Annotated in this window: 18 protein-coding genes; 7 read left to right on the top strand and 11 right to left on the bottom strand. The window is 70.7% G+C overall.

Going from position 1 to position 23825, the window contains the following annotated elements; genetic code table 11:
- The first annotated feature begins 45 nt into the window (after positions 1-45).
- Positions 46-1311 carry a glycosyltransferase gene (locus AB0B64_RS33075; RefSeq protein WP_358182065.1) on the top strand — a complete coding sequence of 422 codons (1266 nt, stop codon included), beginning with the start codon at positions 46-48 and terminating at the stop codon, positions 1309-1311.
- Between the two features lie 52 nt (positions 1312-1363).
- Positions 1364-2647, top strand: coding sequence for a hypothetical protein (locus tag AB0B64_RS33070; RefSeq protein WP_357957862.1), 1284 nt, complete (start codon positions 1364-1366; stop codon positions 2645-2647).
- Between the two features lie 24 nt (positions 2648-2671).
- On the opposite strand, the gene AB0B64_RS33065 is transcribed toward AB0B64_RS33070, so the two are convergent.
- The 4 genes from AB0B64_RS33065 to AB0B64_RS33050 form a co-directional block, all read right to left on the bottom strand.
- Entirely contained in the window at positions 2672-3040 is a 369-nt protein-coding gene (locus AB0B64_RS33065) for a MerR family transcriptional regulator (RefSeq protein WP_357957860.1), read from the bottom strand.
- 17 nt (positions 3041-3057) lie between these two features.
- Positions 3058-4104, bottom strand: coding sequence for an NADP-dependent oxidoreductase (locus tag AB0B64_RS33060; RefSeq protein ID WP_358182063.1), 1047 nt, complete (start codon positions 4102-4104; stop codon positions 3058-3060).
- Between the two features lie 366 nt (positions 4105-4470).
- Positions 4471-4695, bottom strand: a complete 225-nt coding sequence (locus tag AB0B64_RS33055; protein WP_225300811.1) for a hypothetical protein — start codon at positions 4693-4695, stop codon at positions 4471-4473.
- Positions 4696-4840: 145 nt separating this feature from the next.
- Entirely contained in the window at positions 4841-5947 is a 1107-nt protein-coding gene (locus AB0B64_RS33050) for an alpha/beta hydrolase family protein (protein ID WP_358182060.1), read from the bottom strand.
- A gap of 228 nt (positions 5948-6175) precedes the next feature.
- Between AB0B64_RS33050 and AB0B64_RS33045 the strand changes: the two genes are divergently transcribed.
- Positions 6176-12436 carry an SDR family NAD(P)-dependent oxidoreductase gene (locus AB0B64_RS33045; RefSeq protein WP_358182057.1) on the top strand — a complete coding sequence of 2087 codons (6261 nt, stop codon included), beginning with the start codon at positions 6176-6178 and terminating at the stop codon, positions 12434-12436.
- Positions 12433-13752, top strand: coding sequence for a crotonyl-CoA carboxylase/reductase (gene ccrA, locus AB0B64_RS33040; RefSeq protein ID WP_358182054.1), 1320 nt, complete (start codon positions 12433-12435; stop codon positions 13750-13752). The genes AB0B64_RS33045 and ccrA overlap by 4 nt, the downstream gene beginning before the upstream one ends.
- Here the strand turns inward: ccrA and AB0B64_RS33035 are convergent.
- Genes AB0B64_RS33035 through AB0B64_RS33025 form a run of 3 tightly spaced genes read right to left on the bottom strand, consistent with a single transcriptional unit; the run spans position 13733 to position 16097 of the window.
- Positions 13733-14926, bottom strand: a complete 1194-nt coding sequence (locus AB0B64_RS33035) for a helix-turn-helix domain-containing protein (RefSeq protein ID WP_357957850.1) — start codon at positions 14924-14926, stop codon at positions 13733-13735. The genes ccrA and AB0B64_RS33035 overlap by 20 nt on opposite strands.
- Before the next feature lie 59 nt (positions 14927-14985).
- Entirely contained in the window at positions 14986-15189 is a 204-nt protein-coding gene (locus tag AB0B64_RS33030; RefSeq protein WP_357957849.1) for an EF-hand domain-containing protein, read from the bottom strand.
- Positions 15190-15218: 29 nt separating this feature from the next.
- The gene (locus AB0B64_RS33025; RefSeq protein WP_357957847.1) at positions 15219-16097 is read right to left on the bottom strand and encodes a LysR family transcriptional regulator; all 879 of its coding nucleotides are present in this window, start codon (positions 16095-16097) and stop codon (positions 15219-15221) included.
- Positions 16098-16159: 62 nt separating this feature from the next.
- On the opposite strand from AB0B64_RS33025, the gene AB0B64_RS33020 reads away from it, so the two are divergent.
- The 3 genes from AB0B64_RS33020 (at position 16160) to AB0B64_RS33010 (ending at position 17973) form a co-directional block, all read left to right on the top strand.
- Positions 16160-17143 (top strand): aldo/keto reductase, encoded by a 984-nt coding sequence (locus AB0B64_RS33020; protein WP_358182051.1) that lies wholly within the window; start codon positions 16160-16162, stop codon positions 17141-17143.
- 171 nt (positions 17144-17314) lie between these two features.
- Positions 17315-17560 carry a type II toxin-antitoxin system VapB family antitoxin gene (locus tag AB0B64_RS33015; protein ID WP_357651335.1) on the top strand — a complete coding sequence of 82 codons (246 nt, stop codon included), beginning with the start codon at positions 17315-17317 and terminating at the stop codon, positions 17558-17560.
- The gene (locus AB0B64_RS33010; protein WP_358182048.1) at positions 17557-17973 is read left to right on the top strand and encodes a PIN domain nuclease; all 417 of its coding nucleotides are present in this window, start codon (positions 17557-17559) and stop codon (positions 17971-17973) included. The genes AB0B64_RS33015 and AB0B64_RS33010 overlap by 4 nt, the downstream gene beginning before the upstream one ends.
- A gap of 10 nt (positions 17974-17983) precedes the next feature.
- Here the strand turns inward: AB0B64_RS33010 and AB0B64_RS33005 are convergent, their stop codons facing one another.
- From AB0B64_RS33005 to AB0B64_RS32990, 4 genes are read right to left on the bottom strand one after another with little or no spacing between them, the layout of a single operon-like run.
- Entirely contained in the window at positions 17984-19159 is a 1176-nt protein-coding gene (locus AB0B64_RS33005) for a VWA-like domain-containing protein (protein ID WP_358182045.1), read from the bottom strand.
- A gap of 3 nt (positions 19160-19162) precedes the next feature.
- The gene (locus AB0B64_RS33000) at positions 19163-20365 is read right to left on the bottom strand and encodes an AAA family ATPase (protein WP_358182042.1); all 1203 of its coding nucleotides are present in this window, start codon (positions 20363-20365) and stop codon (positions 19163-19165) included.
- An 11-nt stretch (positions 20366-20376) separates the two neighbouring features.
- Entirely contained in the window at positions 20377-22080 is a 1704-nt protein-coding gene (locus AB0B64_RS32995; protein WP_358182039.1) for an ankyrin repeat domain-containing protein, read from the bottom strand.
- A complete protein-coding gene (locus AB0B64_RS32990; protein WP_358182036.1) occupies positions 22077-23735 on the bottom strand; it encodes an ankyrin repeat domain-containing protein in 1659 nt (552 codons plus the stop codon). The genes AB0B64_RS32995 and AB0B64_RS32990 overlap by 4 nt, the downstream gene beginning before the upstream one ends.
- Positions 23736-23825: the final 90 nt, after the last annotated feature.

Below are 23825 nucleotides of genomic sequence, written 5' to 3'. Positions count from 1 at the left end.
CAGGCTGGGCGTGACGGCGGGCAGGGCCGAGAAGGCGGGCTGGGCGTGAAGGTTGCGGTGCTGGCTTTGGGGTCGCGGGGGGACACTCAGCCGTGCGTGGCGCTGGCCCAAGGGTTGGCCGCGCGTGGGCACGAGGCCACGCTCGTCGCGCCCGAACGCTTCGGACAGCTGGCCATAAGTGAGCGTTTTGCGGGCCTGCGGTTCGTGCCGCTGGGGGTGGATCCGGTGGCGATCGTCGAGAGCGAGGAAGGGCAGGCGTGGTTGCGCAGCGGGCCGCTGGGGTTCGTGCGGGGCTTCAGGGCCGTTCTCGAACCCCTCGCCGCGGAGCTCGTCGCCCAGGTGGACCACGCCTGCGCCGACGCCGAACTGGTCCTCGGACCCGCGCTCGGCGCCATGGGCAGACACCTCCACGAGAGGTACGGCATGCCGTACGGGATCCTGCAGTTCCAGCCCAGCGAGCCGACCGGCGAGTTCCCGAACCCGCTGATCCCGTGCCGGACGCTGGGCAGGGTCGGCAACCGGGCCAGCTTCGCCGTGGTCGAGCGGCTTGGCTGGCTGATGCTGGGCCGCATGATGAACCGGCTGCGCGGGCAAGTGCTGGGGCTGCGACCGTTGCGGGGGAGTCCGTTCGCGGCCGACCGGCGGGATCGGGTGCCGGTGTTGTGCGGGGTGAGCCCGCTGGTGGTGCCCAGGCCGCGCGACTGGCCCGACTACGTCCACCTGACCGGCTACTGGCGCCTGCCACTCGACCCGGACAGCGCAACCGCCCTCCCGCCGCACCCGGACCCGACCGCCCTTCCGCTGCCCCCAGACGTCGCCGCCTTTCTAGACGATGGACCGCCGCCCGTGTTCGTCGGGTTCGGGAGCATGGTGCCCGATAAGCCGGACGCGGTCGCCGAGCAGGTGGTCACGGCGTTGCGGTTGGCCGGGGTACGGGCGGTGGTGCAGGGGTTGCCCGTGGCCGCCTCGGCGGACGTCTGTCCGGTAGGCGAGGTGGCGCACGAGGTGCTGTTCCCGAGGACGGCGGCCGTCGTGCACCACGGTGGGGCGGGGACCACGGCGGCGGGGCTGGCGGCCGGGGTGCCGAACGTGGTCTGCCCCTTCTTCTCCGACCAACCGTTCTGGGGTCGCCGGGTGGCGGCATTGGGAGCGGGGCCGCCGCCGCTGCCTATTCGGGCGCTGAGCGGGCGGTCATTGGCGGCGCGATTGCTGGCCGTACCGGAATATCGCGAGAACGCGGCGCAACTTGGGGGGCTACTGCGGGTGGAACACGGGGTGAAGAACGCAGTGGATCTCATTGAAGGTAGCTGATCATCCGGATATTGTGCGATATGTCCGCGATCACCCCCTGGAGTAAGGCGCCATGCGACTGAGGAAGATTTTCGTCATCGGATTGGCACTCTCACTGCTGGGCATAGGCGTTCCAGCCTGGTCGGAGGACGATCCGCGCAGCTGCAACGACCTGATGTCCGGCGACACCCCGGCGTACGTCGTGTGCCGCTGGATGGCCACCCCCGACGAGGCGCGGGACATCGCCAACTTCTGGCTCTCCAACGACGGCGAGCACATGCAGGAAGCCGGCCCGCTGAGTCCGATCCTCGTCGACTGCACCGAAGCCGGCAACGAGTGCGCCAACGACTCCGAGGGCGACGGCGAGCTGCACGACGTCGACTCGCCCGATGTCGACGGCGCTGAGGACGGCGGCTCGCCCGAGTGCCAGTCCGGCGAGGAGTGCTTCGTCAACCCCGAGGGCCTGTCCAAGGCCGAGATCCAGGCTGCCGAGAAGTCCGCCGGCGGCCAGGCCGTCAAGGCCGCCGCCGCGGCCGGGATGCGCGTCTGGATCGACGCGGAGCTGGCCGATGATTGGAAGGCGGGCAAGCTCGCCGAGGCGGCCAAGAAGGTCGCCGCGGTCGCGGCGCAGCAGGGCGCCGTGGGGATCAGGTTCAGCTCGCAGCTCGGCTTCAACAAGACGTTCGAGACGGCTGACGAGATGGACAAGTTCGTCACGGAGGCCACCACCACGCTCCGCAACCTCGCGCCGGGCAAGAAGCTGGCCGTGCACACGGTGGTGCCGGTGCTTGGCTGCGGCGCCAACGACACGTGCAAGGCCGAGGTGACCAAGAAGTACCCGCTGCTCGACCCCGAGCGGATCGGTGCCTGGCTCACCAAGGGCCTCGTCGACCAGCTCGCCCTGGACGGCGGGCACCTGGCGACCGAGTACGCCACTTGGAAGATCGACGCCACCGAGGCCCAGCGCAACCAGTGGATCCAGGTCAGGGCCCGCGCCTGGGACGCCTACGGTCAGATCGTTGCGGAAGACGCGGGCTTCGCCGCCGTGGGCTCGCCGCAGCTCACCGCCGAGCAGGCCACCAAGTCGATCACCGACCGCATCGCCACTCCGCTCCAGGCCGACGCCGCCGAGACCGTCAACCTCTGGTCCCGCTGGCAGAACGACCAGGGACAGGTCAGCAGGCTGTACGGCGAGAAGTGGGCCGAGAACGCCACCTGGGACCAGCTGAAGAAGCTGACCTCGATCCGTCCCCGGCTGGCCACGATCTACGACCCGTCGGCGCCGGAAGTCGACTCGGCCACGGACCTCAAGAAGCTGTCCGAGGTGTTCGGGCAGGTTTATCTGCACACCGCCTGATCAGGTCACTGTGCTGACCCCGGGTCAGGTCGTCGTGCTGACCCGGGCGGCGAGTCGTTCCCGCAGTGCTGTCAGACGGGAGATCTCCTCGTCCAAGGCGGTGAGCCGACGCTGGACGACTCCGGTGCCCTGAGTGCAGCCAGTGCTGCCGTACGGCGGCAACGTGTCGCCCTCCAGAAGATGGAGGCGTTCGGCGCAGCTGCGTACGTCCTCGACGGTCAGCCCCAGTGAGAGCAGTTCGCGGATGATCCGCACCAGCGTCACGTCATGGGGCCCGTACTCCCGCTGCCCGGTCATCGTGCGCGGCGCCGGGGGCAGCAGCCCGCGCTGCTCATAGAAACGCAGTGCCCGAGGTGTCGTGCCCGCCGCTGCCGCCGCGTCGCCGATCCGCATCAGCCCTCCAAAGGTAACTAGAGCTCTACGACGACGGCTCCGAGATGCCGGCCGCCGATCATCTCGTGCAACGCTTGGGGAGCCTGCTCGATGCCCGGCACTCGTACGTGCGGAAACGTGATCTCTCCGGAACGCAGCCAGCCGCCGAAGCGCTCGGTCCACTGTGCTCGTGCCCGCGCGTCGTCCGGGGCGCTGAAGCCACGCATGGCGATGCCTTTGAGGATGAGCTGGTAGGTGTCCAGTTCGACCGGCGCCGTCGTACCGGTGCCATGTGCCGACATCTGGCCGGACAGTGCGCCGACCAGGACGAACCGCGCCCCGGGCCGGGCCGCGGCCACCGCCGCCTGGAGCTGTTCGCCGCCGACGTTGTCCAGGAGGACGTCGATGCCGTCCGTCGCGATCTTGGCCAGCTGCTCGTCGATCGGCTCCGCGCCGCGGATCACGGCGGCGTTGTACCCCAGCTCGGACACCAGCCGCTCGGCCTTCTCCCGCGAGCCGGTGCTGCCGATGACCTGGCCCGCGCCGAGCAGCCGGGCGATCTGCCCGGCCAGCGAGCCGACCGCGCCGGCGCCGCCGGAGACGAACACGGTGTCTCCGGGCCGTACCTCGGCGCCCAGGGTCAACGCGGCGTACGCGGTCCAGCCCTGTGCCAGATGAGCGACAGGGTCGGGCAGTGTGTCACCCAGCGGGGTGCATTGGGCGGCGGCCACGGCCGCGTACTCGCGCCACCCGAGCCAGTGCGAGACCAGCTCGCCGGGGCGCAGCCCGCTGTCCGCGGGCGCTGACACGACCTCACCGATCGCCGCCCCGAACAGGGTGTCACCGGGGAGGAGAGGCGGGAACGGCGCGCCCTTCACCGATCCGCCGATCAGGGTGCGGAGTGCCGCGAAGACGTGGAAGAAGCGGTTGCGGACCAGTACCTGGCCTTCTTCGGGCACCGGCAGTGGCGTCTCGACGACCTCGAAGTGCTCCGGCCTTGGCAGGCCGTCGGGCAGACTGGCAAGCCGGACTTCGCGGGACGTACGGGGCAAGGCTTCGCGGGACGTGTGGGGCAGGGCAGGCATGCGACGCTCCTCAGCGGTGGGCAAGGGGCCCTTATGGCGTCGCGACCTTAACCCTTGACCCATACGTCAAAGGCAAGTCGCACGATGAGGAGGTCGTGGCTCGCCGCCCTGGGGCACACGCCGCAGGCTGGATTTCCGATAGCACGAACTGGCCAGACGGCTTGGGCCCGGGGAGCACGAGGGCCGGAAGGTCACCTCGCCGGAGGTGCGGGGACATGTCCCCACTGTCACCGCCCGAGCTCCATCGGCGCAGAGCGCCTGAAGGCGGTGACCATACTTACAGGGCCGGGCCCGATAACACGCGTCAACACACACCGACAGCGCCCTCTGGCGAACGCTGCCCGCTTCAGATGGTGCCAGGCGGTTTCAGAGTTTGATCAGCTTGGCGTATGGGGTCGTGATGCGTTCCTGTCGTGATCCGAAGTCGATGAGGACGGCCTCGTCCTCGACACCGATGACCCGACCGAGACCGTAGCGGTCGTGGGACACCTGGTCGTGCATGCTGAACTGCTCGACCGGCGGCGCCGGAGGCGGGGGCTTGAAGGGGCTGGTGGGCAGGTGGCGCCGGGTCGCGGCGCTGGGTGGCTTCATCTACTCCAGTATGCGCCACCGCGAGATCTTAGAACGCCACATTCGCCGCAGTGGTTCGGTTTTCGGGCGTGAATACCCAGGAACATCGGCCTTATGCCCGTTTTATTGGCGTCCGGAAAGCCGTCGAAGACAGGCGGTGACATGCTCAGGGCCGGGGGTTGGCCAACTGCCAGTCGCCCTGGCGGTCCGTCGTGTCCAGCTTGGGCGGGCCGCCGCCCGGCAGGCCCAGCGCGGCCAAGATCATGGGGTACGAGTTCTTGAACTCCCTGATCCAGTACGGCCAGGTGTGGGTGCCGTTGCCGTACAGGTTCAGGGTGTGCTGGATGCCCAGGCTGTTCAGGCGCTTGCTCAGGGCTTTGACCGTGTAGGCGGAGATGGGTTCGCCCAGGTGGGCCGGGTGCCAGGGGGAGCCGGGCGGGTCCAGGGGGCCCATGAAGCTGTTCGTGCCGCTGGACATGTAGATGGAGACGCCCCTCAGCCTCGGGGCCAGGGCCACGGGGTCGTTGGCCGCCCAGACCTGCCTGTCGCGGATGGGGTCGCCCCACAGGGCCTTGGGGTCCTGCTTCTCGCTGGCCTGAGCGTTCATGATGATCGCGGGGATGCCGGGGATCTCGGTGGCCATGATGCCGCTGTACGCGCCGGCGAAGCGGAACATCCCCGGATAGCGGGCCGCGTACTTCATCGCCCCGTACGCCCCCATCGACAGGCCGGCCACGGCTCGCCGGGTGCCCGCTCGGTAGCCGATCTCCAGCAGTCGTCGCACCTCATACGTGTGGAACGTGGCCCACGCCGGTGTGCCGCCCTTGCCGCCGTTGTACCAGTCGGAGTAGTTACCGGCCCGGCCTGCTTCCGGCATGACGACCATGGCGTCCAGATTCTCGGTGAAGCCGGCGATGTCGGTCATGCGGGTCCAGGAGGTGTAGTTGTCGGCGCCGCCATGGAGGAGGTACAGGACGGGCCAGGTACGGTTCGCCTGCTTGGACCAGCCCTTGGGGAGCAGCAGGCGGACCGGCGTCATCAGGCCGATCGACGGTGAGGAGATGAGGAGGTCGAGCATGCGAGGGCTCAGCCACCTCTCCCGCACGACGCGGGCACTGCCGGGGAGGGCTTTCTGGCCGGGCATGTAGTTCGTCGCGGTGGTCGATTTTCCGTCGGGCACGAGCAACCAGCCCGGATCGGCGAGTACGGGGGTGGCGTTCGAGCCGACGAGGAGCACCGTCGTCGCCAGTGCCAGCAGGGCGCGGGATCGCATGAGAGCTCCCCTTCGCAAGTGAGACCGGAGGCGAGGCTAGGGGCCCGGGCACCGGTCCAGCTATGCCCCAACGCAACGAAATATCGCCGTTGGGTGCGCTCTGCCGGACAAAACCGGGGGTTATCACCGGCGTGACAAATCAGACCCGAGGAATGTTCGGTACGGGCCTGCCCCGGTGCCACGGCGTGTGGGTATGTTGGCCGATCACCCGGCAGCATGGGAGCCCTCGTGAACGTACTGGGCGAAGCCGACATCCGCCGCTTCCTCACCGAGCGGATCGCGTCACGCGGCGTCGAGCGGGTCGATCCGGAACGGCCGCTGGAGGAGTACGGCCTGTCGTCACGTGACGCGGTGGCGATCGCGGGCGAGCTGGCCGAGCTGCTCGGCAGGCAGCTGAGCCCGACCCTGGCCTGGGAGCACCCGACGATCAACCGTCTGGCCCGCGCACTCGCGGGACCGCCCCAGGAGGACCGGGCAGAGATCCCCGGCGACCCGGGTGAGCCGGTGGCGGTGGTCGGGGTGGGGTGCCGGTTGCCGGGCGCGCACGGCCCCGAGGCGTACTGGGAGCTGCTGCTCGACGGGCGGGACGCGGTCGGGGAGGTGCCCGCGGGGCGGTGGGAGGCGTTCGACGACGGATCGGCGCGTACGGAGGAGGTACTGGCCGGGACGACCAGGCACGGCGGCTTCCTGGAGGACGTGGCCGGGTTCGACGCGGAGTTCTTCGGGATCGCGCCGGGCGAGGCGGCGCTCATGGATCCGCAGCAGCGGCTGCTCCTGGCGACGGCCTGGGAGGCGCTGGAGCACGGCGGCATCGCGCCGAGGTCGCTGGGCGGCAGCCGTACCGGGACGTACGTCGGCATCTCCGGGGCCGAGTACGCCTACTTGACCAGCGCGGACCTGAGCGGCGTCGGCGCGTGGACGGCCACCGGCGCGGCGCTCAGCATCGCCGCGAACCGCCTGTCCTACCTGCTCGACCTGCGCGGCCCCTCGATGGCGGTGGATACGGCCTGCTCGTCCTCACTCATCGCCACCCACCTGGCTGTAGGCGCCCTGAGATCGGGAGAGTGCGACCTGGCCCTGGCCGCCGGGGTGAACCTGCTGCTGTCGCCCCTGGTCACGGTGGCCTTCGACCAGGGCGGCGGTACGGCGGCGGACGGGCGGTGCAAGGCGTTCGACGCGTCGGCCGACGGCATGGTGCGGGCCGAGGGCTGCGGCGTCGTCGTACTCAAACGCCTGACGGACGCCGAACGGGACGGCGACCGCGTGCTGGCGGTGATCAGGGAGACCGGCGTCAACCAGGACGGCCGCTCCAACGGCCTCGTCGCCCCCAACCCCGAAGCGCAGGAGGCCCTGCTGCGCCAGGTGTACGCGGGGCTGGACCGGGGACCCGACTACGTGGAGGCACACGGAACGGGCACGTTCCTCGGCGACCCCATCGAGGCGCGGGCCATCGCCGGGGCGTTTCCCGGGCAGGTGCTGCTCGGCTCGGCCAAGACGAACCTCGGCCACCTGGAGGCGGCGGCCGGGGTCGCGGGGCTCATCAAGACGGTCCTGGCGCTGTGGCACGGCGTGATCCCACCCAGCCTCCACTTCCGGCAGCCGAACCCGCACATCCCGTGGGAGAGGCTGCGAGTCGTCACCTCGCCGACGCCGTGGCCACGGGCGGACGCACGCGCGGGGGTGTCGTCGTTCGGCTTCGGCGGCACCAACGCACACATCGCTCTGGCCGCTTATCGGGCGGTGGGGGAGGCGGCTTCCGCCCGCCCGACCGCCTCAACGACCGCCCAGCCCGCCCTCACCCACCCCGTCCCTGCTCAACTCACGCAACCCTTGCAGCTCGCGCCCGCCCAGCACGTCTTCGTTCTCACCGGTGCCACGCCCGATCGCGTGCGGCAGTACGCGGAGAGGCTGGCCGCATGGCAGCCCTCGGCCGACCTCGGCGACGTGGCCCACACCCTGGCCAGGCGAGCCGGTGGCGCTCGCGCGGCCGCCCCTGTGACCGCCCCCGTCATTGCCCCCGTGGCTGCCGTTGTGACCGCCGCTAACGCGGCCGAGCTGCGTGAACGCCTCGCCGCCATCACGCCCCGGCCCGTCCCCCTGGCGCCGGTCGGCCCGGTGTGGGTCTTCAGCGGGTACGGCTCGCAGTGGCCGGCCATGGGCCACCACCTGTACGAAACGGAGCCGCCCTACAAGCAGGCCATCGACGAGCTCGCGCCCCTGTTCCGAGCTGAGGCCGGCATCGACCTCCACGCCCCGGAGGCCCAGGGCGTGGCCACCGTCCAGCCCATGATCTTCGCCGTCCAGCTCGCCTTGGCCCGCCTGTGGCAGGCGTACGGCATCGAGCCCGCCGCCGTGATCGGCCACTCGATGGGCGAGGTGGCGGCTGCCGTGGTGGCGGGCGGCCTCGACCAGCACGACGCGGTACGCGTGATCTGCCGCCGCGCCCGCCTCCTCGCCAGCCTCGCCAGCCTCGCCAGCCTCGGCGGCCTCGGCGGCCTCGGCGGCGGTGATGGTCGCAGTCACGGTGGCGGTGGCGGTCGGGATGGGGATGGCAGTCACGATGGCGATGGTGGTGGGGCGATGGCCGTGGTCGGGGTGGCTGCCGATGAGGTGCCCGGTGACCTGTATGTGGCGGTTCATTCCGCCCCGCACCAGACCGTCGTCACCGGCGCTCCCGAGCGGGTCGCCCGGTTCGTGGCGGAGGTCGAGGCACGAGGGCTGTTCGCCAGAACACTCACCACCGAAGGCGCCGGACACTCACCCCAGGTCGCCCCTCTGCTGCCGAAGATCAGGAACGAGCTGGCCGCCATCACCCCCGCCAAGCCGCGCCTGCCGTTCTACTCCACGGTCTTGGACGACCCTCGCGAGACCCCCACATTCGAGGCCGCGTACTGGGCCGCTGGCGTGCGCCGACCGGTGCGTCTCCTCCAGGCAGTACAGGCCGCCGCGGAGGACGGCTTCACTGTCTTCACCGAGCTCAGCCCGCACCCCGTGCTGAGCCAGGCGCTCCAGGACACACTCCCGGCCGCGACGATGATCACCCACTCCCTCGAACGCCACCACGACGACGCCTTCCACTCCCAACTCGCCACCGTGGCGACCGCCATCACGCCCAGTACACGTGGGCGGGTGGTGGACGTACCGGGGGCGCCGTGGCGACACACCCGCCACTGGGTCACCCCGTACCGCCGCCCGCCAGGACACCGCCTGCTCGGCGCGCACGTCGAGACCCCGGCCGGACATGCGTGGACCACCGCGCTCGGCGACCTCACCGACGCGCCCTGGCGCCTGGACCCGTCCGACTGGCACCGCCACGGCCACCCCGTGCTCCCGCTCACCGCCGTGGCCAGACTGGCGCATGCAGCGGCCGTGGAGGTGTACGGCTCAGCGGAGCTGCATGGCTCGGTGGAACTGCATGGCTCGGCGGAGTCGCACGGCTCGGCGGAGTCGCACGGTGTGGAGCTTTACGAGGTGGCCCTGCACGCGCTGCTTCCCCTGCCCGCGCAGGTGACGGTCACCTTGGCGGGAACGCGGGTGGAGGTGACTGCCAAGAACGCCGCGGGCTCCTGGACCGTCTACGGCTCGGCCAGCCTCACGCAGCCGGCCGCGCCGCCCGAAGCCCTGGACACGCAGCCAGCCGCGCCGCCCGAAGCCCTGGAGAGGGTACGGCGGGTGGCGGCGGACGGCACGCTCCACGGCGTCGAGAGCCGGGAGCTCGCGGCATCGAGCATCCCGGTGCCCCTCGACGCCAAGCTCGTCGAACGCGTCTGGGTCCCCGCCCCCTTGCCGACGACTCCGGCGGGCGACGTCCAAGAGACGGCTCAGGGGTCGGGCGCTGTTGTGCGGGTTCCGCGGCTGCTGGAGCCGCCGGCGGCTCGGCGGCTGATCCTGGACCTGGCCCGCCTCGCCGACCAGGGGACACAGCTCACGATCGTCACCGAACGCGCTCAATCCGTACGGGACGGAGAGGCCGCAGATCCCGGCCCCGCTTCGTTGAGCGGGCTGGTCAGAGTGCTGGCGCTGGAGCGTCCCGAGGCCCGCGTCAGGCTGGTGGACGTCGACGACCCCGGCGTGCTGCCACGGGAACTCGCCACCCCGACCGGAGACGACGAGGTGGCCTGGCGCGACGGCGTCCGCTACGCGGCCCGACTGCGCCGCGCCACCCTGACCCCCGGCCCGGCGACCTCCCGCCTGGCAGCCCCCGCCCCCGCGACCCCGCGTTCGGCGACCTTGCGCTCTGCCATGGCGGTCGCGGGGCCCGGCGGTTATGTGATCACCGGTGGGTACGGGAGGCTCGGGCTGGTTGTCGCGCGTCGGCTGGCCCGCCTTGGCGCCACCCGTATCGTGCTGAATGGCCGGGCCGCCACCCCCGTGCCCAGCGACCTCGTGGGCGTCGCCCAGGTGGTGGCGGGTGATCTGGCCGCGCAGGGTACGGCCGAGCGGCTCGTTGCGGCCGCGACCGCGGGAGGGGTACGGCTGCGCGGAGTCGTACACGCGGCCGGAGTCCTGGACGACCGTCTGGTCGCCGACCTCGACCCCAGCAGCCTCGAACGGGTCTGGGCCGCCAAGGTGGACGGCGCGCTCAACCTCCACCGAGCCACCGAACACCTGGACCTCGACTGGTGGGTGGCCTTCTCCTCCGCCGCCGCGCTGCTCGGCTCCCCCGGGCAGGCCGCTTACGCCACGGCCAACGCCTGGCTGGAGGCCCTCTGCCGACTGCGCCGCGCCCGGGGGCTGCCCGCCATCGCCATCGGCTGGGGTACGTGGGCCGGGGCCGCCACGATGCCGGGCGTCGAGCCGCTGACTGTCGAGGAGGGTGTCGAGGCGTTTGAGGCGTTGATCCAGCGGGACCGGTGTGCGGGAGTGGTCAGGATCGCCCCAGCTGCGGCTTTGTCGGTGTTTCCTGGGATCGGTCGCCTTCCGTACTTCTCGGACGTCGCCGACCTCGCCCCAGAGGTGCGACGCGACCTCGGGCCCGAGGGGGTGCTGGCCGCCGTCAGAGAGCGGGTCGCGGCCGTGCTCGGGGTGGAGCCGGTGTGGCTCGACGAGGGTGCCGTGCTCACCGACCGGGGGCTCGACTCGCTGGCCGCCACCCGGCTGCGTGGCCTGATCGAGTACGACTTCGGCGTCACGATCCCGACGACACCGCTGCTCAACGGCGGGACGTTGGGCGAACTGGCCCAGGCCGTCACCGCCGACCTGGCCCTCCCGCAGTCCAAACCGCCACCCGCCTCAGCGAGTCAGGCGGACACGCCGACAGGTCCAGCGCGCGCTACCGCAGGTCAGGTAGACGTGCCGACAGGGCCAGCGGATCAGGACGCGGTGACAGGGCCGCCGCGCGGCACAGCCGGACCGTCGGGTGCTGTCAACGGGCGTGTGGTGGTCGGGCCGAGGGATGCGGCGGAGCGGCAGGTGGTTCGGGTGCTGACCGGTCTGCTGGGACGCGAACCCTCGGTCACTGAGACCATCGCGCCGGACACGCTGGCGAAGGCCCTCGACCTTCTCCGCCTCGAACTCGGCAGATCGGTCGCGATGGTCGGCGGACGGGAGAGAGCGCGGGTGGCCGAGGTCGCCGATGCCGTACGCCAGGGCGAGATGGCCGAAGCCGGGCTCGCCACCGTCAGACCCCTCACCGAAAGAACCGAACGAACCGGGATCAAACGGCCCGACCGCACCGAACGGACTCACCGCATCGAACAGGCCGACCGCACCGAACGGACCGGCGGCTGGCCGCTGTTCCTGGCCCACCCCGCCGGTGGCACCACAGGTGTGTACGCCCTGCTGGCTGCCCGCCTAGACCTCCCGGTCATCGGCCTGGAACGGCTGGACGACGCGGCTGAGCTGGGCATCCCAGAGCGGGCCGCCCGTTACGCCGAGGCCGTCAAACGGACCTGCCCGGGACCGTACCGGCTGGGTGGCTGGTCGTTCGGGGGGATCCTGGCGTTCGAGATCGCCAGACGGCTGGGCGACGACGTCGAACTGGTCGTGATGATCGACTCGGGGCTGCCCGAGCGGGTGCCCGAGGAGCGGCGGCGGGAGATCCAGGCCCGGCGGTACGTGGACTTCGCGGCCTATCTGCGTGACACCTATGGCGTTCGGGTCCGCCTCGACCCGCGAGAGCTTGTGTCGCTCGACGAGCGCGGGCAGGTCGCGCTGGCCGAGGAGCGGATCGCGGAGTCCGGCGTGCTGGAACTGCTCAGCCCGGCCATCCTGCGTCACCAGATCACCTCGCACGAGGACGCTAGGGCCATCGACCGCTACGAGGCCGGGCCGTACCTGGGCGACGTGCTCCTCTATCGGTCCACGGAGCCGACCCCTTGGGCCGTCGAGGACGTGCGGTACGCCCACGCGGACGATCCGGCACGTGGCTTTCGCCCGTACTGTCCCCGTCTAGAGATCATCGAGGTCCCCGGCGCGCATCACCTCAACCTGCTCGATCCACCCCACGTCGAAGGCATCGCCGCCGACCTGAAGAGGAGGCTCGCATGACGCTGGCAGAGGCCGTGGTGGCGGGCGCGGCGCCTGCCGAGCTGGCGAGCCTGGAGGTGCCGACGCGCTACCGCGCCGTACACCTCCGCAAGGATGAGGTCGGCATGTTCGACGGCCAAGACAACGACGGCCAAGACAACGACGGCCCGGACAAGGACGTGCGGAGGTCGCTCCACGTAGGCGAGGTGCCGATGCCGGAGTTGGCCCCCGACGAGGTGCTTGTCGCGGTCATGGCCAGCGCGATCAACTTCAACACGGTCTGGTCGGCGATGTTCGAGCCGATCCCGACGTTCGCCTTCCTGGAGCGGTTCGGCCGTACGGATCCCCGGCACGACCTGCCCACCCACGTGCTCGGCTCCGACGCGGCCGGGGTGGTCGTCAGAGCGGGTCAGGCGGTACGGCACTGGCGTCCCGGGGATCGCGTCGTCACCAGCCCCGCGTACCTCGACAGCCAGGACCCGATGGTGCAGCACGACGGGATGCTGGCCGCGGACCTGCGCGCCTGGGGGTTCGAGACGAACTTCGGGGGGCTGGCGGAGTTCGCGGTGGTCAAGGCGACCCAGTTGCTGCCCAAGCCGAGGCATCTGAGCTGGGAGGAGGCGGCGTGCAACATGCTGTGCGCGTCGACGGCGTACCGGATGCTGGTCGGCGAGCGCGGCGCCCGGATGAAGCAGGGCGACGTGGTGCTGTTGTGGGGGGCGACGGGCGGCCTCGGCGCGTACGGTGTGCAGCTCGTCAGGAACGGCGGCGGCATCCCCGTCGGCGTGGTGAGCTCGCCGGAGAAGGCCGCGCTGCTGCGCGAGATGGGCTGCGAGCACGTCGTCGACCGATCGCGCTTCGACGACCTGACCGATGAGAAGGGCTGGCGCGGGCTGGGGGCGGAGGTCAGGCGGTTGGTGGGGGAGGACTCGGCCATCGTGTTCGAGCACACCGGAAAGGACACTTTCGGCGCTTCGGTATATGTCGCGAAAAAAGGTGGAAAGGTGGTCACGTGTGGCTCGTCCAGCGGGTACGACCACACCTACGACAACCGCCACCTGTGGATGCGGCTCAAGCAGATCATCGGCTCACACGGCGCGAACTACCAGGAGTGCCACGAGACCAACCGGCTCATCTCGCTCGGCATGATCCACCCCACGCTCTCCCGGGTGTACCCGCTGGAAAAGGCGGGGGACGCGGCGCGCTCCGTACAACTGAACCAGCACGTCGGCAAGGTCGGCGTGCTCGCACTGGCCCCCGAGCAGGACCTCGGCATCGAAGACGGCCGCCTCCGCGAGCGCATAGGCGAGGAGCGCCTCAGACTTTTCCGTGTATGACGTTCAGGGCGGCCCGGCGAGCACGGAGCACGATCTCCAGCTCGAAGCGGATGTCCGGATCGGCGAGCTGATCGCCGTAGAGCTCCTCCAGCTGCCGCAACCGGTAACGGACCGTCTGCGGATGTACGTGCAGCCGAGCCGCCACCTCACCAGCCCCGCGGCCGTACCGCAGCCAGGCCAGCAGCGTCTCCGCCAGCCGGTCCTGCTGTGTGGGCCGCAGGTGGGCCAGTGGCGCCAGGCGTACCTCCGCCAGCGCGTTGACCAGTTCCTCGTCCTTGAACACCACCAGCGTCGCCATGTGGTCCGCGCAGTGCAGCAGGCCGCGCGGCAGCACGCCGCGCCCGGACAGCTCCAGCGCTTCGGCCGCCCAGCGCAGCGACGCCGCGGCGGCGGTCAGGGGCACGGGCGGCCCGATGGCGCCCAGGTAGCCGCGGAGCGCGGTCTCCAGCATGCGCGCCTGGCCGGGGCCGTTCGGGTCGGGTATGAGCAGGCAGGGCGTGGCTCGGTCCAGGCCCATCAGCACGTCGGGCGGCATCGCGGGTGAGCGGCAGGTGCCGTGCTGGTCGTCGAGGGCGACACAGGCCACGGTCTTGGGCAGCCGCCACCCGGCGGCCTTGGCCAGGTCGGAGATGGCCTCCGCGCCGGCGGGTGGCCGGCTCAGCAGCAGGTCGAGCAGGCGGTTGCGGCGGCGCTCGATCTCGCCCGCCGCGTGCGCCCTGGCCTCGTCGAAGCCCTCGGCCGCGGCGTCGGCGAGCTGGTCGAGGTAGACGAAGATGGCCTCGCCCAGGTCGTACAGGGACTGCGGGGAAAGCCCGAGGGTGTCGGCGATCTCGGTCAGCCGCCGCCAGCCGACCCTGGCGCCCAGCCGCATCGCGGCCTGCAGCGGCTCCAGGTTGCGCCCCTCCGCCGCCTCGCCCTTGCCGATCATGCGGAACGGCTCGGGGTCCCAGGGGGCGGCGGGGTCCTGGATGTGGTCGAGGAAGCCGTCGATGGCCTGCTCGACGGCCATCCTGACGACCTTGATGTAGACCTCGTCGGACGGTCTGGCGTACTCGGGGATGCGAGCCTGGATCTCCGCGATCACCTCGGCGGAGATCCGGCCGATTCCGGCCCTGAGCGTCTTCACGATGTCCGCGGAGATCCGGGTCTCGCTGGTGTCACTCTTGATGGCCATCGTCCCTCCTGTCGCCATTGTTACCCGTGCGGCAGAGGTTTGTGTAGCAAGTGCTTGTTTTACCTCTGCAGGAAGGTGCCGAACTCCTCGACGTCGATCAGGCCGTCGCCGTCCTTGTCGAGCTTCTCCACTCCGGCCTGCGCGGCCTCCAGCGTGATCGGCTGACCGAGCACCTCCATCAGCCCGACCAGCTCTTCGGCGGAGATCCGGCCGTCATTGTCAACGTCGATCAGATCGAAGGTGATCGTGTAGTCGTCGCTCATGGGTTGCCCTTTCGCGGGATCCGTATCGGTCAGACCTTAGTGGCGCTCTCTCGAAGCGCGTCGATGAATGCCCTGACTTCTCGTCTTTTATCGCCGGAGCGCCAGGCGATGGCCAGCTCACCCGGCGGGAGGCCGGCCACCGGGCGGTAGACCAGGCCCGGCCGCGTGTAGAGCGCGGCGTTGCCCTCGGCCACCAGTACGACGCCCAGTCCGCTGGTCACGGCCTCGAACACCTCTTCAGGCGTGTTGGCCGTGAACCCGATGACCGGTTCGTCGGCGCGGAGGTCGCGGGCGAGCCAGTAGTCGCGCAGCGGACCGGCCGAGGCGGGCAGCGCGATGAACGGCTCGTCGCGCAGCGCCTCGAACGGGATCTCCGCCAGCCCGGCGAGGGGGTGATCGTCCGGCATGGCCACGCCTCTGCCCTCAGTGGCCAGAACATGCGTGCTCAGCCCCTCCGGCACGGGCAGCCAGATGAAGGCCACGTCGGAGCCGCCGTCGGCCAGGCCGCCGCTGGGGTCGTCCCAGCCGACCAGCCGCAGCGACACCTCCCAGCCGGGCATCGCCGCGCGGAACAGGCGCAGCGCCTCGTGCTGCAGTCCCCGCCCTACGGCCGTCTGCATGCCGATGACCAGCGTGCCCGTGGGCGCGGCGGCCCTGGCGGTCTCCAGCCCGGCGGTCCATCGGTCGAGCAGTTCGCGCGCCACCGGCAACAGCGCCTCACCCTGCCTGGTGAGCACCACCCCGGTGGGTACGCGCTCGAACACGTCGAAGCCGAGCTGCCGTTCCAGCGCCCTCAGCTGCTTGGACAGCGCGGGCTGCGAGACGAACAGCCGCTCGGCGGCCCTGGTCACGTTCAGCTCCTCGGCGACCGCCACGAAATACCGCAAGTCACGCAGGTGCACGTCCATAACCGATGGTTATAGCAGAAGGTCTTGGACGCGCCGCGCGTACCGCAAGCAGGATGAACCACATGAAGACCCGTGAACTTGGCAACAACCTGACGGTCCCCGCGATCGGTTTCGGCGCCATGGTGCTGTCACCCGGCGTGTACGGCGACATCGACGACACCCGCGCGGAAACGGCGCTCAAGGCGGCACTCGACGCCGGAGCGGTACACATCGACACCAGTGACGCCTACGGCGTGAACGGCCACAACGAACGCCTGGTCGGCCGGGCGATCAAGGGACGGCGTGCTGAGGTGGTGGTCGCCACCAAGTTCGGCCTGGCCATCCCGGAGGGTGAGGCGAGCAGATCGCACCCGGTGGGCTACGCGTTCGGCGAGCTGCGGGTGAACGCCGAGCCGAGGCTGGTCCGCCGCTACGCCGAGCGGAGCCTGCGCAACCTGGACACCGACGTGATCGACCTCTATTACGTGCACTACGTGGACCCGGGCGTACCGATCGAGGAGACGGCCGGGGCGATGGCCGAGCTGGTCGAGGCCGGACTGGTCAAACACCTTGGCCTGTCGAACGTGACCGCCGACGAACTGCGCAGGGCGCACGCCGTGCACCCGGTGGCGGCCGTACAGAACGAATGGTCGATGTGGCGCCCGGTCGATCCCGACCTCCTCAAGACGGCCCGCGAGCTGGGCGTGGGGATCGTGGCCTGGAGCCCGCTGGGCAACGGCTTCCTCACCGGCACCGTCCAGCGGCTCGGCGAGGGCGACTTCCGGCACAACGCGCCCCGCTTCTCCGCCGACAACCTGGCGAGCAACAACGACCGCTACGCCCCGATCAGGGACCTAGCCACGCGCCTGGGCATCACCCCGGCCCAGCTGGCGCTGGCCTGGCTGCTGCACCAGTACGAGCACGTGGTGGCCATCCCGGGCAGCCGCACGCCCGCGCACATCGAGGAGAACCTGGCCGCCGCCGACCTCGTCCTGCACCCGGACACGCTGGCCCGCGTCGACGAGGCGCTCGCCGGTTTCGAGGTGACGGGCGGCACACTGCTCTGAGGCGTGGCGGCGTCGTCCCCAGCTCTTCCGGGCAACAATCTCCGCCAGATCGCTCGCGTCTCGTTGATCGGCCGGATAGAGGTCTCGTGCACCTCGTGCAGGAAATGATATCTATCTTCCTGCTTGTGCGGTATCGTTTTGGGGAGCCATGGCTAATGGAAGGGTCCTGTCATGTCCCGAACTGTCATTGACCTCGATGACGAGATGGTGGCCGAGGCCATGCGCATCTACGGCTCAAAGACCAAAGCGAAGGCTGTGCGCATGGCCATGGAGGATGCCGTCAAGCGCCATCTCCGTCAGGAGCTCGCGAACGCGATCAAGAGCGGGGAGCTCGACCTCAGCGAGATCGTGGAGAACACCGGTCCCCGCAATGCCGACGGCACCCTTCAGCGCTCCACGCAACAAGGTGCTGCGTGACCGATTACCTCGCTGACAAATCGGCGCTCGCGCGCTGGGGCCATCCCTCCGTCGGCCGGGTTCTGGACGATTTCAGTGACCGGGGCGTCCTGGCCACCTGCGCGGCGGTGGAATGGGAGATGGTCTACAGCGTTCGCAACAAGCCGGACATGGCCCGTATCCGCTTCCTGCTGCGCGGCTTCAACTTTCTCCACTGCGGCGACGAGGTGTTCGAGCGCGTGCTCGAGGTTCAGGGCGTCGCGTTGGAGCGTGGTTTTCACCGTGCCCTGTCCATGGCGGATCTGCTTATTGCCGCCACTGCCGAACGTCACCGGGCGACCGTGCTCCACTACGACGGTGACTTCGATATGGTCGCATCGATCACCGGACAGCCCACCCAGTGGGTCGTGCCCACAGGGACAGCGGACCGCTAATCTGGCCGGTTTATCCCGCAGGAATGTGGATTGCTTCGACCCAGGCGGGCGGGGGCGGCGGATCCGTGCCGATGAGCGCGGCGATGAGGCGGGCCGACGACGGCGCGTCGGGCCAGGGAGTGAAGCCGTCGGTCAGCACGATCACGACGCCGACCCGTTCGGGCAGGGCGAGGGCCGCGCTGATGCCGACCCGCATGTCGGTGCCGCCCCCACCGGCGAGATTCACCTGCTGCGCGGACGTCACTCGAGCAGCGGTCTGTACGTCGGCGTCGCAGGCGAGCACCGTGACCCGATTACCGCCGACGCCGACCTCCCGCAGTACACCGGTGACCTCGGCGAGGGCCGCCGCGAGCTCGTCCTCGCCCATGGACCCCGAGGTGTCGATGACGATCGCGACGACCGGCAGCGGGCGGCGCAGGCTCGGCAGCACGACGCCGCGCAGTGCGGCGGTGCGGCGGGACGGGCGATGGTAGGTGTAGTCGACCGCCCCGGCGGCCCAGGCGACCGCCTCCCGTACGGCGCCCGCGAGCACCCGGCGCCAGTCGACCGTCGGTTCCAGGATCTGCTCCGCCCAGCGTTGCCAGCCGGCCGGAAGGCTGCCGCGGTTGCGCTGGTGGGCGCGCATCGCTTCGGCGGTATGCCGCCGCAGAGCCTCGGACTCGACCGTGTTGACGCCGCCCGGCCCGCCGTCACCGGTGAGCTCCCAATCGCCCGGTGAGCCGTGGGCGCCGGAGCCGCAGTCGGAGCAGACAGCGGACGGCGGCAACTGCGGGAGATACTCCTCGAACAGCCGTCCGGCCGTCAGCCCGAAGGTGCCGGGTTCCACCCGGCCTTCCGGCAGTGTCAGCCCATCGGCGAGCAGGTCATCGTTGATCTCGCAGTCCTGGGCGACGTTCACGCGCAACCGGTCGCGCTGGTCGGTGGCCGGCAGCCGGTCCGCACGGCCGTGGTGGTCGCGCAGCACGTGAGAAACCTCATGGATCCATACGCCCGCGAGCTCGGGAACGGACGTCGCCGCGACGAACGCCGGTGACACATAGCACCGCCAGTGCCGATCGACGGCCATCGTCGGCACACCGCTGGTCGGCACGACCGTCAGCGAGTAGAGCGCGGAGGCGAGGTACGGCCGGTCGCTCGCGGCACGATAGCGCGCGGCGAGCAACTTGACCCGGTCGAATTCGGCCACGGGTCAGGAGGCGCTCGGCAGCGCGCCGGACAGCTGGAGCAGATCGAGGAACGCGTCGATGCCGCTCGGCACCGGCCAGTCGGTGTCGCGCATCGCCGCGAGATCCCCGGCGGCCCGGGCCGCGACGTCCGGTACGCCGGCGTCGACGGCCTTGGCCAGCACCGCCCAGCCGGCCTCCCAGCGTCGCCGCGTGAGGTCGCTCTGCACCGCTGAGACGACGGCCGTCAGGAAGGCGAGCTGCCGGTCGCCCCTCTCCGGTAGTGCGAAGGCGCCCGGATTGGCCAGAACGCGGTCCGGGTCGGGCAGGTCGAGCTGTTCGAGGTAGGCCAGCAGCTCCAGACCCGTGCCGTCGCCCACCGCGCCGATCACCGCGGCCGCGACCGCCTTCTGGTCGGCGCCGGCGGCGTACCCGACCGCCAGCAGGCGCAGCACCATCTCCCAGGTACGAGGCGACGGCCAGGCGCGGCCCCGGCTCTCCGCGTCGCCGGGCAGATGGTGGGCCAGGCCGGGCCGTGCGGTCAGGAACCCCGAGATCACCCCACGGGCGCGGGCGACCGCGCTGGGCACCCGGGCCGGGTCAATGAGCGGCAGGGGCACGGCCGGCCAGGTTCCGGCCATGCCTCGTGCGACCGTTCGCGGATCGTGCGTCCACTGCAGGTGGACGAACCGGTTCGCCAGTGGCGGGCTGAGGTGCCAGCCGTCCGCGGCGCTGGACGGCGGGTTGGCGGCGGCGACCACACGGACCGGCTCCGGGAGCGACAGGCTGCCGACCCGGCGTTCGAGGACGACCCGCAGCAGCGCCGCCTGGACGGCAGGGGGAGCGGAGGACAGCTCGTCGAAGAACACGACGCCGCGCCCGGCCGCGGCCAGCCGCACCGCCCAGTCCGGTGGGGCCATCGGCACCCCGGTGGTGGCCGGATCATCACCGATGATCGGCAGGCCGGCGAAGTCGGAGGGCTCGTGCACGCTCGCGATCACCGTCTCCAGCGGGACGCCGAGCCCGGCGGCCAACTGCTGGAGGCCGGCGGACTTGCCGATCCCCGGCTCGCCCCACAACAGCACGGGGAGGTTCGCCGACACCGCGAGCGCCAGCGCCTCCAGCTGCGGGTTCGCGGCCGGCTCCGTCCGCTGGGAGCCGAGCCGGCGGACCAGTTCGTCGGCCGCGGCCAGCGGATCCGGTGTGAGGTTCCCATCGGTGACGGTCAATGTTCCTCGTTCTAACGGTCCCGGTCCAGCAGGGCCAGGAGGAAGTCCAGGTCGGTGCGCTTGTAGACGCGGATGAGGTGGGAGAGCGATTGGCCCGAGTCGTCGGCGACGTCGGGGTTCGCTCCGGCAGCCAGCAGCGCGCGTACCAGCGCGGCGGAGCCGTTGTTCCCGACCGCCACGTGCAGCGCCGTGCGCCGGTTGTGGTCCACGGCCTCGAGGTCGACCCCGGCCGCCAGCAGGCGCGGCAGCAGGACCTCGTGGTCCAGGTTGATCAGCGCGTGCAGGAGCGTGCGGCGCTGACCGTCACGGAAGCGCGGGTCGACCCCGGCGTCGAGCAGTCTGAGGACTCCCGGCGTGTCGCCGTGCTGGGTGCGGCTGTACAGCTCCTGCTGCTGCTCCCGCAGGGCCTTCGGCAGCCGGCCCTCGCCGGAGGACACTATCTGCGCCACGGCGAAGCAGCCGGCGACCGCGCCGCCGAACGCCCGCATCGCCTGTTCACGCCGCTGCTCGTCCGCGCTGTGCGGCACCCGCAGCGCGCCGTCCTGAAAGCACACCTCGTGCCACTCACCGCGGCAGCGCACCCGAACCGGGGACGGGGGCCGCGGATCCGGCGGTCCGACCGGATCGGTGGGGTCCGCACGCATCGGGAAGAGCGCGTTCCGGACCAGCGGATGCAGCCGGTCCGGATCCGCGTGGCTGTGACGGAGTACGTCGAGGTCCGGCAGCCGCCGCCAGCACGCCTCGGGCAGCACCGGGGTGCCGGAGATCTCCTCGGGGTCGGTGATCCGGATCCGCAGTTCGCCGACCCACCTGCTGCTTTCGAGCAGCAGGGAGTAGTAGGAATGCGGAATCTGGAAGCGACGCCCGAAGCCCTCCCGGATGAGCAGTCGGACCTCCGGCTCGAGCCTGGTCAGCGCCAGCGGGAGTCTCTCCAGGACAGGCACCGGATCGATCAGGGAGCCCCAGCGGAGCTTGAGCGGTGACGGATCCAGCGCGACCCCCGCCGCCGCGAGCGCCGCCTCGACCTCCCCTCGCTCATGCAGCAGGGTCGTCCATTCGGCGCGGGCCGGCGGGTCGGCCGGACCGGGGTCGGCTGTGGGCAGTTCCCCGGCGGCGCGCCGGGTCCCGTCCGCGTTGAAGAACGGCGGCCGGTCTCCGCCACCATGGCGTTCCAGCAGCGCGCCGGTGTGCCGTACATCCCATAGGTGCCGCAGCATGGTCCAGTTATGGAGGGCGCGCCGATGATCGCCCGAGTCGATCCGGCCGAAGCGCAGGAGTAGCCGCTGCGGCCCGTTCACCAACTCGGGCGTGGTGACGTGCAGATACTGCGCGGCCTTGGCCGCACCCGGATAACCGCCCAATGTCACCGTCTGGCCGGTGCGGATCGTCGTACGTCCTCCCTCCAGGACGCGCGGCAGATGCCAGCGCAGCAGGTCCGGCGCGAAATGGCGGAGATCGTCCTCGACGGCGGCCGCGACGGCGCCGCCATGCTCCCGGGCGATGCCGGCCAGGTCGAACGCGACGTCGACGTTCGCGGCGGCACAGGCGCCGCGCCAGTCTCCGTCGAGACGTCGCTCGGTGGCCCGCTCGATCATCCACCGGGGAACGGCGTACCGCAGGATCCGCCGTCGGCTCGACGCCTCGTCCGGTGGGTACGACGGCGTGCGGCGGGACGCAGCCGTGGGGTCGGGGACTGGCGTGCTGACGGCGTTCACGCTTCCTCAGCGATTTCCGGATACTCGCGTTCGATCCGATCCTTGATGAAGCCCAGGTCATAGCGATCGAGCATGACGATCAGGCTGTAGAGCGAGACGGGCTCGTCTTGGATCTCGCCGGTCAGGTCTATCCGCGCCCCCGCGGCGAGCAGCGCGTGGACGAGCGCCACCGAACCGTCCCCGCAGATCGCAGAGAACAGCGGCGTGCGCTGGTCCTCATCTCTGGCGTCGATGTCCAGGCCCGCCGCCAGGAGCCGCCCGAGCAGACCATCATGGTCGAGGTGCTGCAGCATGTGGAGCAGGGTGCGCTGTCGGCCATCACGGACGCGTGGATCCACGCCGGCGTCCAGCAGTCGTAGGACTCCCGGGAGGTCGCCGTGCTGGGCCCGCGTGAAAATGTCCCTTCGCTGGTCGCGCAGGGCCTTGGGCAGCCGTCCGGTTCCGGACGTCCACGCGTGCCGTGCTGCGAAGCATCCGGCGATCGCGCCCCCGAACGCCCGCATGGCGTCCTCCCGCTGCTGCTCCTCTGCGCTGTGTGGGATGTGCAGGACGCCGTCACGGAAGGACGCCTCGTGCCACTCGCCGCGGCAGCGGATCCGGGTCGGCTTCGGGAGCTCCGGGTCGGCCGCAGGAACGCCGTGCACCGCGCGGCTCGGGAACAGGGCCTCGTGTACGAGCGGATGGAGCCGCTCCGGCGGATAGCCGTCCCGCAGCAGGTCAAGGTCGGGCAGGCGGCGCCAGCACGCTTCGGGGAGCACTATGTCCGCGGGCTCCGTGCCCGTCTCGAATTTGACGGCTTGGACGCGCAGACCCGCATCCGATCCGTCGATCTCGAACAGGATCGCCGCGTACTGTCGGTAGGGAAGCCAGAAACGGCCAGTTCCCACCGAGGCCGCGAGGCGACGGATCTCCGCCTCCACCCGGGTCAAGGCGAGGGGCATCCGCGCGAGAACGTCGAGCGGATCAACGTGACTCACCCCGTAATAGGGATCGAGCTCGAGCGGCGCGGCATCCAGATCGATGCCGGCGGCGGTGAACGCCGCTTCGACCTCGCCGCGTTCGTGCAGCAGCGTGACCCACTCGGTGAGCGACGCCGGGTCGGCGCGGCCGGGGTCGGCCGTGGGAAGCTCTTCCGCCCCGCGCGGTGTGCCGTCGCCGTGGAAGAACGGAGCCCGCGCCTTGTCGCCACCGCAGCGTTCACGCAGGTCGTCGGTATGGCGCACGTCCCACAGGTGACGCGACGAGCTCCAGTCCTGGACGATGTCGCGCCAGAACGCGCAGTACGCCCAGTCGGTCTCCAGATAGGTGTCCTGCTGGTGAACCGGCCCGACATGCAGGCGTAGCCGCTGCGGACCGTGGACCATCCAGCGGGGCGTCTGGAGGTACAGGTACGGGGCGTCTGAGGCCCCACCCGGCCTTCCCAGGACCATCACCTGGTCGGGCACGATCGTCGTACGCCCGCGGTCCAGGCGGGGCAGGTGCCAGCGCAGCAGGTCCGGGGCGAAGTTGCGCAGGTCGTCCTCGAGCGCCGTGGCGACGGCGTCACCGTGCTCATTCGCGATGTCGGCCAGGTCGAAGGTGACATCGATGTTGGCGACGGCGCAGGCGCCACGCCAGTCGCCGGCGAGCCGTCGTTCGGTCGCCTGATCGATCATCCACGGGGGGACCGCGTACCGCCTTATCCGCCGCAACCGGGACGCCTCGTGCGGCGGATACGAACGGGACGGCGTACGAGGTGGCAGACC

Source organism: Nonomuraea sp. NPDC049129 (assembly GCF_040648495.1).
GTDB lineage: Bacteria > Actinomycetota > Actinomycetes > Streptosporangiales > Streptosporangiaceae > Nonomuraea.
The sequence above is the reverse complement of the archived record's forward strand: the minus strand, read 5'-3'. Positions and strand labels throughout refer to the sequence as shown.

Bases quoted from the DNA above. Each gene is read 5' to 3' on its own strand.
- AB0B64_RS33070 (WP_357957862.1), top strand. From the start codon at position 1,364: ATGCGACTGAGGAAGATTTTCGTCATCGGATTGGCACTCTCACTGCTG.
- AB0B64_RS33065 (WP_357957860.1), bottom strand. From the start codon at position 3,040: ATGCGGATCGGCGACGCGGCGGCAGCGGCGGGCACGACACCTCGGGCA.
- AB0B64_RS33060 (WP_358182063.1), bottom strand. From the start codon at position 4,104: ATGCCTGCCCTGCCCCACACGTCCCGCGAAGCCTTGCCCCGTACGTCC.
- AB0B64_RS33055 (WP_225300811.1), bottom strand. From the start codon at position 4,695: ATGAAGCCACCCAGCGCCGCGACCCGGCGCCACCTGCCCACCAGCCCC.
- AB0B64_RS33050 (WP_358182060.1), bottom strand. From the start codon at position 5,947: ATGCGATCCCGCGCCCTGCTGGCACTGGCGACGACGGTGCTCCTCGTC.
- ccrA (WP_358182054.1), top strand. From the start codon at position 12,433: ATGACGCTGGCAGAGGCCGTGGTGGCGGGCGCGGCGCCTGCCGAGCTG.
- AB0B64_RS33035 (WP_357957850.1), bottom strand. From the start codon at position 14,926: ATGGCCATCAAGAGTGACACCAGCGAGACCCGGATCTCCGCGGACATC.
- AB0B64_RS33030 (WP_357957849.1), bottom strand. From the start codon at position 15,189: ATGAGCGACGACTACACGATCACCTTCGATCTGATCGACGTTGACAAT.
- AB0B64_RS33025 (WP_357957847.1), bottom strand. From the start codon at position 16,097: ATGGACGTGCACCTGCGTGACTTGCGGTATTTCGTGGCGGTCGCCGAG.
- AB0B64_RS33020 (WP_358182051.1), top strand. From the start codon at position 16,160: ATGAAGACCCGTGAACTTGGCAACAACCTGACGGTCCCCGCGATCGGT.
- AB0B64_RS33015 (WP_357651335.1), top strand. From the start codon at position 17,315: ATGTCCCGAACTGTCATTGACCTCGATGACGAGATGGTGGCCGAGGCC.
- AB0B64_RS32990 (WP_358182036.1), bottom strand. From the start codon at position 23,735: ATGATCGATCAGGCGACCGAACGACGGCTCGCCGGCGACTGGCGTGGC.